The organism is Erythrobacter sp. W36, from assembly GCF_057364935.1.
Window position 1 is genome coordinate 290,918 of the sequence record NZ_CP200281.1, and the last position, 13,749, is coordinate 304,666.

Annotated in this window: 13 protein-coding genes and 1 pseudogene; 6 read left to right on the top strand and 8 right to left on the bottom strand. The window is 57.5% G+C overall.

Annotated features, from left to right (window positions below; translation table 11 throughout):
* Nucleotides 1-106: 106 nt before the first annotated feature.
* Nucleotides 107-883 (bottom strand): LysR family transcriptional regulator, encoded by a 777-nt coding sequence (locus AC0V6U_RS01310; protein WP_472644431.1) that lies wholly within the window; start codon nt 881-883, stop codon nt 107-109.
* A 145-nt stretch (nt 884-1,028) separates the two neighbouring features.
* On the opposite strand from AC0V6U_RS01310, the gene AC0V6U_RS01315 reads away from it, so the two are divergent.
* From AC0V6U_RS01315 to AC0V6U_RS01330, 4 genes are all read left to right on the top strand, one after another.
* Nucleotides 1,029-1,382, top strand: a complete 354-nt coding sequence (locus AC0V6U_RS01315; RefSeq protein ID WP_472644432.1) for a DUF4267 domain-containing protein — start codon at nt 1,029-1,031, stop codon at nt 1,380-1,382.
* The gene (locus AC0V6U_RS01320) at nt 1,379-2,164 is read left to right on the top strand and encodes an alpha/beta fold hydrolase (RefSeq protein ID WP_486169345.1); all 786 of its coding nucleotides are present in this window, start codon (nt 1,379-1,381) and stop codon (nt 2,162-2,164) included. Before AC0V6U_RS01315 ends, AC0V6U_RS01320 begins: the two co-directional genes overlap by 4 nt.
* A 225-nt stretch (nt 2,165-2,389) precedes the next feature.
* On the top strand, nt 2,390-3,262 hold the full coding sequence (locus AC0V6U_RS01325; protein WP_472644434.1) for a crotonase/enoyl-CoA hydratase family protein: 873 nt from the start codon (nt 2,390-2,392) through the stop codon (nt 3,260-3,262).
* A 95-nt stretch (nt 3,263-3,357) separates the two neighbouring features.
* Entirely contained in the window at nt 3,358-3,888 is a 531-nt protein-coding gene (locus tag AC0V6U_RS01330) for a MarR family winged helix-turn-helix transcriptional regulator (RefSeq protein ID WP_486169346.1), read from the top strand.
* Nucleotides 3,889-4,018: 130 nt separating this feature from the next.
* Here AC0V6U_RS01330 and AC0V6U_RS01335 read toward each other — a convergent pair whose 3' ends face one another.
* The 7 genes and pseudogenes from AC0V6U_RS01335 to AC0V6U_RS01365 all read right to left on the bottom strand — a co-directional run bounded on the left by AC0V6U_RS01335 (nt 4,019) and on the right by AC0V6U_RS01365 (nt 11,518).
* The gene (locus AC0V6U_RS01335; RefSeq protein WP_472644436.1) at nt 4,019-5,014 is read right to left on the bottom strand and encodes a type II secretion system F family protein; all 996 of its coding nucleotides are present in this window, start codon (nt 5,012-5,014) and stop codon (nt 4,019-4,021) included.
* 17 nt (nt 5,015-5,031) lie between these two features.
* Nucleotides 5,032-6,004, bottom strand: a pseudogene (locus tag AC0V6U_RS01340) (type II secretion system F family protein).
* Nucleotides 6,005-6,104: 100 nt separating this feature from the next.
* On the bottom strand, nt 6,105-7,385 hold the full coding sequence (locus AC0V6U_RS01345; RefSeq protein ID WP_472644437.1) for a CpaE/TadZ family protein: 1,281 nt from the start codon (nt 7,383-7,385) through the stop codon (nt 6,105-6,107).
* A 3-nt stretch (nt 7,386-7,388) separates the two neighbouring features.
* Nucleotides 7,389-8,045 (bottom strand): CpaD family pilus assembly protein, encoded by a 657-nt coding sequence (locus AC0V6U_RS01350; RefSeq protein ID WP_486169347.1) that lies wholly within the window; start codon nt 8,043-8,045, stop codon nt 7,389-7,391.
* A 23-nt stretch (nt 8,046-8,068) separates the two neighbouring features.
* Nucleotides 8,069-9,733 carry a type II and III secretion system protein family protein gene (locus tag AC0V6U_RS01355; protein ID WP_472644439.1) on the bottom strand — a complete coding sequence of 555 codons (1,665 nt, stop codon included), beginning with the start codon at nt 9,731-9,733 and terminating at the stop codon, nt 8,069-8,071.
* Between the two features lie 80 nt (nt 9,734-9,813).
* Nucleotides 9,814-10,911, bottom strand: a complete 1,098-nt coding sequence (gene cpaB / locus AC0V6U_RS01360) for a Flp pilus assembly protein CpaB (RefSeq protein ID WP_472644440.1) — start codon at nt 10,909-10,911, stop codon at nt 9,814-9,816.
* 4 nt (nt 10,912-10,915) lie between these two features.
* Nucleotides 10,916-11,518 (bottom strand): A24 family peptidase, encoded by a 603-nt coding sequence (locus AC0V6U_RS01365; protein WP_486169348.1) that lies wholly within the window; start codon nt 11,516-11,518, stop codon nt 10,916-10,918.
* 156 nt (nt 11,519-11,674) lie between these two features.
* Here AC0V6U_RS01365 and AC0V6U_RS01370 point away from each other — a divergent pair, with 156 nt between their 5' ends.
* A complete protein-coding gene (locus tag AC0V6U_RS01370; protein WP_472644441.1) occupies nt 11,675-12,628 on the top strand; it encodes an alpha/beta fold hydrolase in 954 nt (317 codons plus the stop codon).
* Entirely contained in the window at nt 12,628-13,746 is a 1,119-nt protein-coding gene (locus AC0V6U_RS01375) for an NAD(P)/FAD-dependent oxidoreductase (RefSeq protein WP_472644442.1), read from the top strand. Before AC0V6U_RS01370 ends, AC0V6U_RS01375 begins: the two co-directional genes overlap by 1 nt.
* The last annotated feature ends 3 nt before the right edge of the window (nt 13,747-13,749 follow it).

Genomic DNA, 13,749 nt, shown 5'->3' on the forward strand with positions numbered 1-13,749 from the left:
AAGCACAACAGAGCGCCGCTCGTACCAAGCGTACGGGCGGCGTTTTTGTTGGTTCAATGGATGCGGTTGTCCCAGCGCTTTGCCGCGCGACAGAGTCCAGCGCGCACTATGCGATTGTCTCGAAGCACTTCACAATCCATTGCCTGACGCTGCGCAATACCGGATCGCGCTTCGTTTCGGGATGGGAAACAAGCCAGACCTCGCGGTTTGGGACAGAGATATGGGGCACTTCAATGAGCCCCAGATCGCGTCCCATATAGGCGGGTAGCAGGGCCAATCCTTCGCCATGAACGCAAGCGAGCGCCAGGGCCCGAACGCTGGTCGCCCGCAGCGCCATGTTCTCACCAATCCCGAGCTGATCAATCAGCCTATTTTCAGCGATATCGCCCAGTCCGCTATCGATCCAAACAACCGGCTCCTCGCGCAAATGCACATCAGCCAAGTCACGCTCAGCCAATTGCGCTGCGCTGACGAAGACGGCCATCCTGATCGGCGTCAGCTTCCTGGTCACCAGCTCCAACTGATGAGGTTTGGCAAGGCGAACGGCAATGTCGGTCTCACCGAACTCAAGGCTGGCAAGGGCATTGGACGATTCAAACTCCATTAGAAGCTTTGGGAACTTTGGCCTCAGCTTTGATATCTCTGGGATAAGAATGTCGTTGATTGCCGTTTCAGTGGCAGAAATGCGCACCGTTTGCCGGTCTCGAAAGTGATGGAATTGCCGGGCCTGGCGGGTGATCTGACCGAGCGTTTGCTCCAGCCCGTCAATCCGCCGCATGACCGTACTGACCGCGCAGCCCAAGCGCTCTGCCGCCTTGGTAAAAGACCCCGCCTCGGCGACGAGATGAAAGGCTCTTAGCGCTTCCCAATCAGGTTCGTTCATATTCTGAATTTAGAATGCTAAGTTGCGTTTGTGCAATAGACCAAGTTTTGAAGCGGGTGCATCCTCGCTCGCTATGAAGACTGAACTAGAGAGCGCCGCCACTCAGCGACCATGGCGATACGTTGGATTTTGGTGCGCAATGATCATGGCATTTGCCCAAGGGTTGAGCGCCATTCGAGCCTTTGCTGATCCGCAAGGATTTTCCGCCTACATGGGACTGCCGATCGACGTTGAACAAGAGGCTGGTTTCGTCACAGTCTACGCCTTGAGAACGACTTTGATTGCCGCATTCGCAGTCGTCTTGGCCGCAACTAAGCACTTTCGCTTGCTAGGGATCATCGCCCTTATCGCTTTGATCCTGCCCATCGGAGACGCTTGGCTGACTGCCCAAGCTGGTGCGAGCGATACGATCGTTTTTCGGCATTTGGGCATCGCGATCTTTCTTGCGTTCACGGGCGTGATGCTCCTGCGCGACGGCCGTGGGGGACTTGAGCAATGAGCGGGTTGATGCAGAAATTCGCCCTTTGGAATGATGCGCGCTTCAATGCGAAGCATGTTGCAAAATTCCAATCCGGATGGGCCGCCTCATCGAGGCAAGACATTCGATTTTTCGAGACTGATAAAGTCGTGTTTCGCTATCGTGACGTAAAGGGCCCCGAGGGCGCTCCGACCCTTATATTCTCCGTCGATCCGCCCGTCTCTTTGGAACAATATGACGAGCTGCTGGAACGAGCGAGCAAAGACTTCCGCGTGATCGTCTTTGAATTGCCCGGCATGGGGTTTTCGCCAAGCAAACGCTCGTTTCGATTTGGCTTTACCGAGACGAACGATGTGGTCGCCGCATTCATCGAACAAGTGGCCGGGCACCAGTGCACCTTGGCGTTTTCGTGCGGTGCGGGCCTGGCTGCGCTCGACCTGGCTAACCGTCGGCCAGAACTCGTCTCATCCTTGGTGCTTATCCAAACCACGGATGTGGCGCGCTTCGATCGGTGGAAAGCCGCACGTGATCCGAAGAATGTTCTGGCAAAGCCGTTTTTGGGGCAGCTTGCCATGCGCAAGCTTGCCAAGCAGCGCATGCCTGTTTGGTTCCGTTTGGCGCTGGGCCGAAAGGATCATGAAGAACGTTTCTGCCAATGCTCCAAAGAAGCGCTTGATCAAGGGGCTCTTTGGTCACTTGCGAGCGCCTTTCAAACCTATCTGCGCCCAGACCTTGTACTTGAGCCAATCACCCAGCTCGGCCTTGGCGCTATGGGGCGAGACAGACGGATCACACCCGGTTGAGAACAGGGATGCGATCAAGTCCCTAGCGCCCGATGTTGTCATCCGCTCATTCGACCAGCTGGGGCATTTTCCCGAACTTCAAGATCCAGGCTTGGTCTATCCGATCATCCGTGACTGGCTCCTTCATGGCGAGGCCCCTGGGGATGTAGAGTAGCTCGTTGAGAAGGACAGTTTTCTTCCTCCAAGAGGTGTGTCAGTGTTCCTCCGCAACGGAGAGAAAAGCACATGACCGAATACACGCAGATACTCGTCGACAAGGCTGATGGCATTGCGACCATCACGCTCAATCGCCCAGAAAAGATGAACGCCTACACCCGCACCATGGGCGCGGAGATCATGGCGGCGATGGATGATATCGATGCGGACGACGCGGTGCGCGCGGTGATCTTTACCGGCAGCGGCGAGAAGGCGTTTTGCGCAGGCGCTGACCTGACGCCTGAAGGGGGAGGGCATGTGTTCTCCGACCCGAATGAGGTTGATGACCTGTCTGACGAGCGCGTGCGCGATGGCGGCGGATTGCTGACCCTGAGACTCTATGAAAGCACCAAGCCGCTGATCTCTGCCTGCAATGGCGTGGCGGTGGGTGTGGGTGCGACCATGCAGCTGGCGATGGATATTCGGCTCGCAAGCGACACCGCGCGCTATGGCTTCGTCTTTGCCCGGCGCGGGATCGTGCCAGAGGCTGCCTCCAGCTGGTTCTTGCCGCGGATCGTAGGGATCAGCCAAGCGCTTGAATGGTGCTATTCTGGCCGGGTGTTTGACGCAAAAGAGGCGAAATCGGGCGGGCTGGTGCGCTGTGTTCACGCGCCCTCCGATTTGCAACATGCGGCCCGAGAGCTGGCAAGTGAGATTGCTGAGAACACCTCTGCCGTTTCGGTCGCGATGACCCGGGCGATGATGTACCGGCTCGCGAGTGCTGACCACCCGATGGAGGCGCATAAGATCGATAGCCGCGCAATCTACCGGCTGTCGCGCGGCAAGGACGCGAAAGAGGGGATCGCCAGCTTCCTGGAAAAGCGCAAGGCCATGTATCCCGGCAAAGTCACCGAAGACATGCCCGATTTCTACCCGTGGTGGGACGAGGCAACCTACGAATAGCGTCTGCTTAACCGCCAGGCTTGCATTCGCGGCTGGTTTCATGAGAAACCAATGCCGTGAATGATCAGGTCGCAAGTAAGAATCGGAGCGCAGGGGTGAGCCAAGCAGGGGGCGAACAAAAGGCAGCGGGCGCGGTGCAGACCGGCGCTCCCTCAACAATGCCGGGACAGTTGGCGGATTTTCTGCCCTATCAACTGTCAATTGCGTCCAATGCTGTGAGCACCCTGATCGCTGAGCGTTATCGCAAGCGCTTTGGCCTCAAGATCCTGGAATGGCGGGTGATGGCTGTGCTTGGCGATGCCAAGGATGGCACGGGCCGCCTCACGCAAAGGGCGCTGACCGAGGCGACTTTGATGGACAAAGTTGCGGTCAACCGTGCATGCAAAGTTCTAGAAGAACGCGGGCTTATCGCCCGGGCTCCCAATGCGCGCGATGGACGCTCTCACCTGCTCGAGCTGACTGAGGATGGCCGCGCTATCCACCGCGAGGTGATGCCACTCGCGCAGGCAACCGAAAGCGAGCTCTTTGCCGATTTCACCATTGACGAACAGATGAAGTTTCGCGAGCTGCTGCACCGAATGCGCGAGCGCGCGGGATTTCTGGGCGAGGGCGGCGAAGCAGGCTGAGGCGGCTGCAAACCAGCCTTTAAATTCGAACTCCAAACAAAAAGGCCCGGCTGCAATAGCCGGACCTTTCGTCTGTGCGCCGTCTGAGCTTGCTCCATGCCAAGCGGCGCGTTGAGTGGTTTGCTACCAATCAGTCGATCAGTGCGTCCGAGATCGAGCAAGCTGCTGGACCAAGGATAACGATGAACAGCACCGGCAGAATGAACAAAATCAGCGGTACGGTCATAATCGCTGGCAGACGTGCTGCCTTTTCCTCAGCGCGCATCATACGCTCGTTCCGGAATTCTGCAGAGAGAACCCGCAGAGCTGATGCCAGCGGCGTACCATAACGTTCGGTCTGAACCATGGTGGTCACCACGCCTTTAACGGCGTCGAGATTGACCCGGTAAGCCAAATTGTCGAACGCTTGCTTCCGCTCATTTAGGAAGGACAGCTCAATCGCGGTGAGGGCAAATTCATCGCCCAGTTCCGGATAAGCGCGGCCCAATTCCTTGGCAACGCGGTTGAACGCAGCATCGACGGTCAGACCAGCTTCGGCGCAGATGACGAGCAGATCGAGCGCGTCTGGCAGGCCGCGCTGGATTTCCAGCGTCCGCTTACTTGCCTTATTGGAGAGGAACAATTCAGGCGCTTTGTAGGCACCGAATACCGAAACAGCCAAGGCGCCGTTACGCTTGAACGAGCCCCAATCCGGAAAGAAGTCGAGCCAATAGATGACGATTAGGGCGATTGCCCCGACCACGATAGGCAAGATCGCCCGCGCCATGATGACATAGACCGCGAGTTCTTTGTTGCGGTAGCCGGCGTAAGCAAGTTTCTGCTGGATATCCTCAAGTTGGCTATCCTGCAGGATTTTCATGCTATTGAGGCGCTCTTTGACCTTGTCAGTGCCTTCGGTCTTGCGGACCAAGCTTGCGCGCTTCTTGGTGTTACCAGTGACAATGCCAGCTTTGAGCTCGTCGCGGCGTTCCTCAAGCGATTTGACGCGCTTGGCCATCGGGTCTTTGATCGTCACGGCGGCGTAAATCGCCATGATCACGGCAAAGGCCGCAAGACCAGCCAGGATCGTACCGACGACGATAACGTCGAAACCAAGCAGTGTGGGGCCGGGTTGAGTGTTAATCATAGTATCTCGTCCCTCACTTAGATTTCAAAGCTGACCATTTTGGCCATGATAAACACACCGATCGACATCCAAGTCAGGCCGCCAAGCCCGGCAACGATCAATCGGTCTTCGGTGAAGAAGCCGCCTAGATAGCCTGGGTTGATCCACCAGATCATCGTAAAGACGATGAATGGCAGTGAGCCAACGATGTAGGCTGAAGCTTTCGATTCAGAGCTCATTGCCTTGATCTTCAGCTTCATTTGCGAGCGCTTGCGCAAAACATCAGCCAGGTTGGACAATGTCTCGGCCAAGTTACCACCTGTCTCGCGCTGAATGGCCAGCGTGATGCAGAAGAAGTTGAACTCAGGAATGCCAAGCCTGTCTGCGGTTTCCTGAAGCGATTCCTCCATAGTCCGGCCGATGCGGATGCGCTCGGTGATACCTTTGAACTCGACGCCCACTGGGCCTTCGACTTCTTGGGCAACAACGCCCAGGGTCTCAGTCACCGGCAGGCCAGAGCGTAGGCCCCGGACCAGCAACTCAATGCCGTCTGGAAATTTCGCGTTGAACTGTGCGGTTCGCTTGCTGATCATAAAATTCACGGCCAGGTGCGGAATGCCGGCACCCATTAAGAGACCTACACCAAGCGACAGCAAAAGCGCGCCGGACTTGATGAAGATCAGAACCGCTATGACTAGTGCTAGTCCTAGCGACGCATAGAGATATTGCGACAGCGTCCAAGGCTTGCCGGTTCGGTCGAGCCGAATTGCCAGCGCTTCAGAGCGTGAACTCGCGCCGAGCGATTTTTTGGGCCTTAGGCTTACGAGCCGCGATTGCCTTTTTCAGCTGCGCATCGACTTTCGCGTCAGTGCTTTGTGAATGGCGATACCTCAGGGCTTCAAGGCGTCGTTTCTGAGCCTTGCCCGAGTTTGGACCACTCGCGAGGGCGTAGCCGCCAACGAGGACTGCAAAAATCACCGTGGTGATGAGCAGGATTTGCAAGATATCCATGCTTTCCCTTCCCGCCTTTCCTTGTTTAGGCGTGACCGATCAGCAAGCGGGGGAGGGGCGCCGCACCCATATGCGGTGCGAGCCACTCCCTTAGCGCTTGTTATTCAGCCGGTTCGGCCTCTGATTTGTCTTTCTTCGACAGCAGCGACTTCAGATCAAATCCGCCCAATAGCGATTTTTTCTCTTCTGTCAGCGCTCCCAAATCGTCTTCGTCGGCGCCCATGATCCGCTCACCAATCTGCTTAATAACAGCAGTGGATTTGCTCGAACGGTTGGCATCAACGAACACTTGGCCAAGCTTCGCAGCATTGGATGCGGCCTTGATGTCGTATGGAATTACGAAATCAATTTTGCGTTCAATTGACGCTTCAAAGTCAGCTTTGCTGATCTCAGCGGTGGCGTTTTGAACCTTGTTGGCAACGACCATCGGATGGGCGTGCGCAGCATTGGTTTTCAGCCAAGACAGAACGCGAATGGTGTCGCGCGCAGATGCCAAAGTCAGTTCGCAGGTGACCAGCACGAGATTAACCTCGGCCAGCAGATGCGGAAAGTTAATCAGCATGTTGCGCGGCAGATCGATCACGGTCATTTCGAACGCTTGGCGGAATTCTTCCTCCAACTGTACGAATGCCGCACCGTCGGTCATCAACGGCTGGTTGATCGGTGCCTCTGCAGACAGGATCGACAAGTTATCGTTCGCACGGATCATGGCGCGCTCAATAAAGAGCCCGTCGATCCGGCTTGGATTGTCGATCGCATCCGTCAGACCGCGGCCTGGCTCCAGATCCAGCGCAAGTGCGCCAGTGCCGAAATGCACATCGAGGTCAAGCAGCGCGGTTGGTGCCTTGTGTTCATCGCTGAACAGCCATGCCAGCGAGGTGGCCAATGTAGACGCTCCAACGCCGCCGCGTGTCCCAACGATTGCGGTTGAGATATGGCGTTTTACTTGATCCGCTTCACCGCCTTTGGGGGAGGTGAAGACGGTGAGTGCTTGGTTCAGCGAGTCGTGAATTTGCTGGGCCGAAAGCGGCTTCAGCAAATAGTCATGAATGCCGCTGGCAAGCAGGTCACGGTACAAGCGTACGTCGTTGACTTGACCGACAGCGATCACAACTGTGCCAGGTTCGCAAACCTCTGCGAGAGCGTTGATGTCGTTCAGCGGATCGCCGCTTTCAGACAGATCAACGAGCAGGATCGCAGGGCTGGCGCTGACTGACAGCGACTGAATCGCATTGCGCAGGCCGCCTTTGTTGCACTTTTCTGGCTGCCAGCCCATCTCAATGACGACTGGACGCAAAACGTCGAGTGCGTTGTCATCGCAGATGTAGGCTGCAAATGGATCGCGATTGCCGGGTAGTCCGGAATTCCAAGGCGCGTTCATGGATCAATTCCCTCCGGTTGAAGCTGCTGGCAGACCACCTGCACCAGTTGGTGCAGTGTTGCGGAATGTGCCGATTGCTTTGTTGCTCGTGGCGACAACGGTTTCGCCAGTTCCCTTCTTGCCCTCGAGCAAGTCCTGTGGATCAGCGATCATCGCAGCAATGTTGCTATTGACCGCGCAGCCATAGCCAGGGCTGGTCGCGTTGTTGTAGTTCATGTCCGACTTAGCTGACCAATCAGGGCAGCCTGGCACAAACGCACTCGAACGGGTGACCACAATGCGGGCTTGGCCTGGATTGAGGAAGCCGGCCGTCGTTGGTGCCGTTTCGCTGACGAGTAGGCCATAACGGCCAGCCAGATCGCTCACGGCAGTTTTCAGCGCTGGATTATTGGTAGGGTCATCGATCGAAATCCGATCCCCATAGGCCAATTCCATAGTGTCGAACCAACCATCAACGCGTTGCTGCTCAGAAATTGACAGACCCGAGCGATTGGTTTGCACATCAAGTACGAAATTCGTCCGCTCAATCACTGGTTGTTTGGTGCTGGAGAGGCCTCTTTCAGTTGGCATACCGCCGCATCCGGCGAGCACTGTTCCAAGCGAGAGGGCAATGGCAATAGCGGGCAGCTTGGCCAGCTTACTGTGAGTTGCTTTGGGCATCATTCTTACCTTTCTCACTTCGATTAGAGACTAAAACCGGGAGCCGCGGCCTCAGCCTGACGGTCTTTTTTCCGGTCTTTTTTATTGGCGCGGCGTTCGTCTTCGCGGCTGGAGCCGGGGACGATTGCAGCAGGATCAGCAGCGCTGACGGATGGTTCAGGTGCATTTTCGTCACCAGCAGCCGTTGGTCCAGGGCGGGTCGCACCGCTTTGGCTGGCGCTCTCTTGGTAGCCAAGCAGTTGCTGGATCTCGTTCGCTGCGCGGAAGCCGTCAGTTGGCAGTTTGATCTCGTTCGCACTAACTGGTTTCACCAGATATGGCGTGACAATGATCACCAGTTCGGTCTCGCCCTTACGATAGGCGCGCGAACGGAACAGGTTGCCAAGGATTGGAATGTCACCGACACCCGGAGCCTTGTCGATCGAGTTCTGCGAGTTGTTGCTCATAAGACCAGCGATCATGAAGCTTTGGCCAGAGCCGAGCTCCACGGTCGTTTCCGTCCGGCGGATAGTAAGAGCCGGAACCTGGAAGCCGTTGAGAGTGACCGCGCCTTGTGATGAAAGCTCAGAAATCTCTGGACGCACCCGTAAGGAAATTCGGCCGTTGGCCAAAACCGTTGGGGTGTAAGCAAGGCTAACGCCGAAATTGCGATACTGAATCGCAACCGAGCCGAGGCCCTCGCTGACTGGGATTGGAAATTCGCCGCCAGCGAGGAAGCTCGCTGTTTCGCCCGAACGCGCCGTGAGGTTCGGCTCGGACAGCGTTGTGATCAGGCCGATTTGCTCTGCAACATCAAGTGCAGCAGTAAAGTCCAAACCGAAAAGCCGACCAAGCGCACCAAATGTGGTGCCACCAGCGCTATTGATTGCAGTGCCAGCAATATCGGGCAGCGTTTCAAATAGCACAGCGCCAGTCGTTGGATCGACAGCCACGGTGCCATCGGGGCGAAGCAACGGCACTCGGCCACCAGTAAGAGATGGTCGAGACACACCATTACCAGCTGCCAATGGCCCACCGAAGTTGATGTCCCCATTCGTAAAGTTGCGGCCGTTGCCCACTGCCCCGCGGAGACCGCCGGTTGAGGCATCAAAGGTGGTCAGATTGCCGCCAATATCGCGAGTGAGCGAGCGGCTAACCTCTGCAAAAGTAACCTTGAGATTGACCTGCAGCGGTGTCGCTGTTTTCAGTCGGCTGATCACATTTGCGCCGTCACCAATAAAAGCTTGGACTAGGCGTTGCGCCTCAGCCGCGTCTTCTGGCGCCTTGACAGTACCAGTAAGAAGAACCGTGTTGGTACCCATGGTCGCAACGCCAATCTTGGCTTGCGGCATCGCCAAAGCCAACATCTGATCAATGCTGCCAATGTTGGAGCCGACACGGATATTGGCCGACCAAATCACATTACCAGACGCGTTGCTGGCGTAGATCGTGGTTTGACCACCGGAACGGCCAAATACATACAGTTGACGCTGTGATTTGATCTGCACATCGGCGATCGATTCGTTGGCAATAAAGACATCCGTCATTGTGCCGGGCACGGTGACCAATTGGCCGCTACCGATCGACAAGACTACGTCCTGATCCGGGCTGATCACTTGCTGAGCGGTGGCGATGTTTGCTGGAGCCGCGATAAGCGGCAGTGCGGCAATGCTGGCCAGCAGCATTTTTGCAGTAGACAGGCGTTTCATTTTAGAACCCCTTGATGGTTTCCCTGTTGCCGTCTGGACGGCATCCAATCTTTTAATCTGGTTTATCATGTGTCGTTCCCTCAGCGGATCAGCAACGCGCCTGCGGCAGGAGCAGTCTGACCGGCCTCACGCACATTCTGCGCTTGGCCTTGGCGGAGAGAATTAGCCGCGCCGCTAACGCCACCAACGGAAACTTCCCTAGTCTGCTTGCCACGGGTTACGCGGACGGCAGGGCCGGGATTGACCGGTGCACCATTGACGTTTGCTGGCACACCAGGTGCAGCAGGCGTAACTTTCGCCTTGCCGCTGGCGGGAATTGACTTGCGTTGGAAGCGAGAGACGTCACCGCCGGTTGAGTAGGTCGTGCCTTTGTCATTCGGTCGGTTCATGGCCGACTGCAGGATCATTTCTTCCTCTTCAGGCGTCGCATCCTCTGGGATTTTTACATCACCAGAGGCGATTGCGCGCTCGAGTTCAGTTTGATTGTCTGCAATCGAACGCAGCACCAAGGTGAGCGTGCCAAGAGTCTGGGCAACAGCAACTTTTTCGGCGATCTTCGGTGTCACTTCGATGGTGACAGTACGGAACGCACGAACAACGGTGTTGCCAGCGTCGTTGGTTTTTTGTGAAGTCCGTTGGTCCGTCGCGAGGACGCGCAAGTTGCGCAGAACAGTCTCAGCGGCCTTCAAAGGCTTACCTTCGCCTTTAACCGTTTGGGTCAGGACAAGGTCTACACGGTCGCCTGGAAACACAAAGCCCGCAACACCGGTCTTCGCTGACACTGGCACTGTAACAGCACGCATACCTGGGCCGAGCGCCGCAGCAAGAAAGCCGCGATCGCCAGGGCTCACCAGCGAGCCTTGGGTCACTGGTTCACCAGCGGTAACTGGGTGACGCACGACAGTGCCGAGCAATTGGGTGATGTCTGATTCGCCATCAATGAAGTAGGCATCCTTCACCAGCTCTTCCGGCCATTGCTGATAGCTCAGCGCGTCGGCGGTGATGATGGTGCCGGTTGGCAGCGCGCGCTGCGCCACCAAGACCTTAGGGCCGACCGGCACTGGTGCCGCTTCGACTTCTGGGGCAGCTGCCCCTGCGAACATGCTGCGTGCAGCAAAGGCAGTGCCGACCGCGATGATCAGCGCTCCGATGAGCAAAACAAGCTTCTTCCTGTCCATGGCTTTATAGCCCCCTTGTAATGGCCCAGATGAATTCACGGGCGGGTAGATTTGCGCCTTGTAAGCGCGGATTGGTTAAAATCGGGTTCACCCCAAATTCGCAGCCATCGCTGCGCTGGAGAAAATCTTCGGATAAATGACCCAGAGGCCGCTCAGCCGCGATGGCAACGCCGTATGGAATTGCGATGCGTTCTTTTTGCTGACGCATGAAATGATACGATGCCATTACGATGGTCAGCGCGCCGCCAGCGAGCGCCATAATGATCAGCAATTGCATGAAAGCACTGGGCTCGATCCACAGCGCAAGCGCCGCCAAGAGCTTCACATCGCCGCCGCCCATCATTTTGAGCGCGAACAAAAGTGCCATGGCAAAAAATGTGATAATCGCGATACCGATCTGCAAAACCACGCTGGTCGGATCGAAAATTGTGGGTCCTTCGGGCAGCAGAGACATGCCGCTGGCCCACCAGAAAATCGGCGCGCCAAGGACGATCGCCAGGTTCAGCCAATTGGCGATCCTGCGGCTGCGCATGTCCGTAAATGCGGCAAACAACAGCGCAATTGCCAAGGCAATCAGCAGTCCGTATTGGATGGTTTCACTAAACATTTGGCCCCCAAAGGTTGACGGCCAGATCGTCTGGTCGGTCCTTCTGAGGGTGTTGCTACAGATTATGGCTTACCAAATAGTAACCAAGCCCGAAGGGATGAAATTAGTGACGTCAGCTGATCCCACGCGCAGAGCCATCGGCGGAAGCCTGTGATTATGGATCGCCGAGCTATTCCCTCTGCTGCCAGCGAGAGCATTTGGCGCGCGCAAGACGGCCATGAATTGCGTCGGATTGATTGGCAGACCTCCGGCGCTGCTGGTGAAAGCCCGCGCGGATCAATCCTGTTTTTTCCAGGACGCGGCGATAATTACGAAAAATATCTTGAGAGCCTGGATGAATGGCACCGTGATGGCTGGCGCGTAACTGCGGCGGATTGGCGCGGGCAGGCGGGGTCCGGCCGACTCGGCGCCGATCCAGTCACCGGGCATATCGATGATTTTGCGACCTGGGTTGATGATCTGGCGCATTTCTGGGCGGATTGGATGGCCGAAACGCCGGGGCCGCATGTGCTCGCTGGGCATTCAATGGGCGGGCATGTCGTTATGCGCGCGCTGATTGAGCGCCGCGTTCAGCCTGACGCCGTTGTTTTGAGCGCGCCCATGCTAGGCATGGCAGGGCCGCCGCTGCCGCTGGCGGTGCTCCACGGGGCGGCCAAGTTGATGAATGTCGTTGGCGAGCCAACTCGGCAAGCGTGGAAATGGAGCGAAAAACCAGGCGAGATGCCTGCGCGCCGCCGCACGCTGCTAACCCATGATGATGATCGCTATGACGATGAGCTGTGGTGGCGCGAGCATCGCCCAGAGCTGGTGATGGGGCCGGGCAGCTGGGGCTGGGTAGAGCGCGCCTATGCCTCGACCCGAGTCCTCGAGGCACCCGGCGCGATGGAATCGGTCGATGTGCCGGTGCTCATTCTCTCGACCAGTGAAGACAAGCTCGTGAGCCATACGGATTGCGTCCGTGCGGTGGAGCGGCTTCCCAAGGGAGAGCTTTGCGCCTTTGGCGACGAGGCTCGCCATGAAATCCTGCGTGAGGTTGATGCAGTGCGCGACCGCGCAATGGACGCGGTTACCGAGTTTCTCGATAGGACCGCTCCGAAGCCCGCAAGCTGATGCCTGATGGAAGTTATGACTTTGCGGTTGTCGGAGCCGGAATAGCGGGCGCTAGTCTTGCGGCCGAGTTGTCCGCTCATGCCAAAGTCCTGGTTCTAGAGGCCGAGGATGCGCCCGGATACCACGCAACTGGCCGGTCCGCGGCCTTCTGGGATGAGTGCTACGGCGGGCCGGGTGTCGTGCCGCTTACCCTCGCATCGGGGCAATATCTACGTGATGGCGGTTTTCTGACCCCGCGCGGCGCGGTGCATTTGGCCCGCGATCAAGATTTGGCGGCGCTGAGTGAATTTGAGCAGACATTCGCGGATACAGGCGTCACGATCGAGCGGCTCACCCGCGAACAGATCGCTGCCAAAGTCCCTCACGTTCGAGACGAATGGCGTCATGCTGTCTGGGAACCCGCCTGCGCGGACATCGATGTGGCAGGCCTGCATCAGCATTACCTCAAGATCATGCGCCAGCGCAGCGTTGACCTCGCCTGCTGCGCGCGAGTGGCGAAGCTGAAACGCTATCCTGACACCGGCCTATGGGCGGTCACCCTCGAATCGGGCGAGACCTACGGAGCAGAGCGCGTGGTCAATGCGGCTGGTGCCTGGGCCGATGCGCTTGCACTCGCTGGGGGCGTCAAACCACTAGGGATCGCGCCGATGCGCCGCACAGTTGCGCAATTGCGCGTATCGCCTGAGGCCCCGGACGATTTGCCGCTGGTGCTGGACATCAATGGCGGGTTCTATTTCAAGCCGGAAAATGGACGGTTGTGGCTCAGCCCGCATGACGAGATACCGAGCGAGCCATGCGATGCGGCGCCAGAGGAAATTGATGTAGCCCGCGCGATTGAGCGCTTTGAAGCTGTGGTGGACTGGCAAATTGAGCATGTTGAGCGGCGCTGGGCCGGTTTGCGCAGCTTCGCGCCCGACCGGCTGCCGGTCTATGGCTATGACGCTGAGGTCCCCGGCTTCTATTGGTTCGCAGGACAAGGCGGCTTTGGAATTCAAACCGCGCCCGCCGCTGCGCGGCTCGCGGCGCAAGAGCTCTTGGGGCTGAGCGCAGACGCAATGACCAGCGGGATTGAGCGCGCGCGCTATGCGCCGCAACGTTTTGTTACAACCGACGCCTAGCCA

Coding starts and splice junctions, on each gene's coding strand:
- AC0V6U_RS01335 (WP_472644436.1), bottom strand. CDS start 5,014: ATGATTAACACTCAACCCGGCCCCACACTGCTTGGTTTCGACGTTATC.
- AC0V6U_RS01315 (WP_472644432.1), top strand. CDS start 1,029: ATGGCATTTGCCCAAGGGTTGAGCGCCATTCGAGCCTTTGCTGATCCG.
- AC0V6U_RS01320 (WP_486169345.1), top strand. CDS start 1,379: ATGAGCGGGTTGATGCAGAAATTCGCCCTTTGGAATGATGCGCGCTTC.
- AC0V6U_RS01375 (WP_472644442.1), top strand. CDS start 12,628: ATGCCTGATGGAAGTTATGACTTTGCGGTTGTCGGAGCCGGAATAGCG.
- cpaB (WP_472644440.1), bottom strand. CDS start 10,911: ATGGACAGGAAGAAGCTTGTTTTGCTCATCGGAGCGCTGATCATCGCG.
- AC0V6U_RS01370 (WP_472644441.1), top strand. CDS start 11,675: ATGGATCGCCGAGCTATTCCCTCTGCTGCCAGCGAGAGCATTTGGCGC.
- AC0V6U_RS01350 (WP_486169347.1), bottom strand. CDS start 8,045: ATGCCCAAAGCAACTCACAGTAAGCTGGCCAAGCTGCCCGCTATTGCC.
- AC0V6U_RS01365 (WP_486169348.1), bottom strand. CDS start 11,518: ATGTTTAGTGAAACCATCCAATACGGACTGCTGATTGCCTTGGCAATT.
- AC0V6U_RS01355 (WP_472644439.1), bottom strand. CDS start 9,733: ATGAAACGCCTGTCTACTGCAAAAATGCTGCTGGCCAGCATTGCCGCA.
- AC0V6U_RS01345 (WP_472644437.1), bottom strand. CDS start 7,385: ATGAACGCGCCTTGGAATTCCGGACTACCCGGCAATCGCGATCCATTT.
- AC0V6U_RS01325 (WP_472644434.1), top strand. CDS start 2,390: ATGACCGAATACACGCAGATACTCGTCGACAAGGCTGATGGCATTGCG.
- AC0V6U_RS01310 (WP_472644431.1), bottom strand. CDS start 883: ATGAACGAACCTGATTGGGAAGCGCTAAGAGCCTTTCATCTCGTCGCC.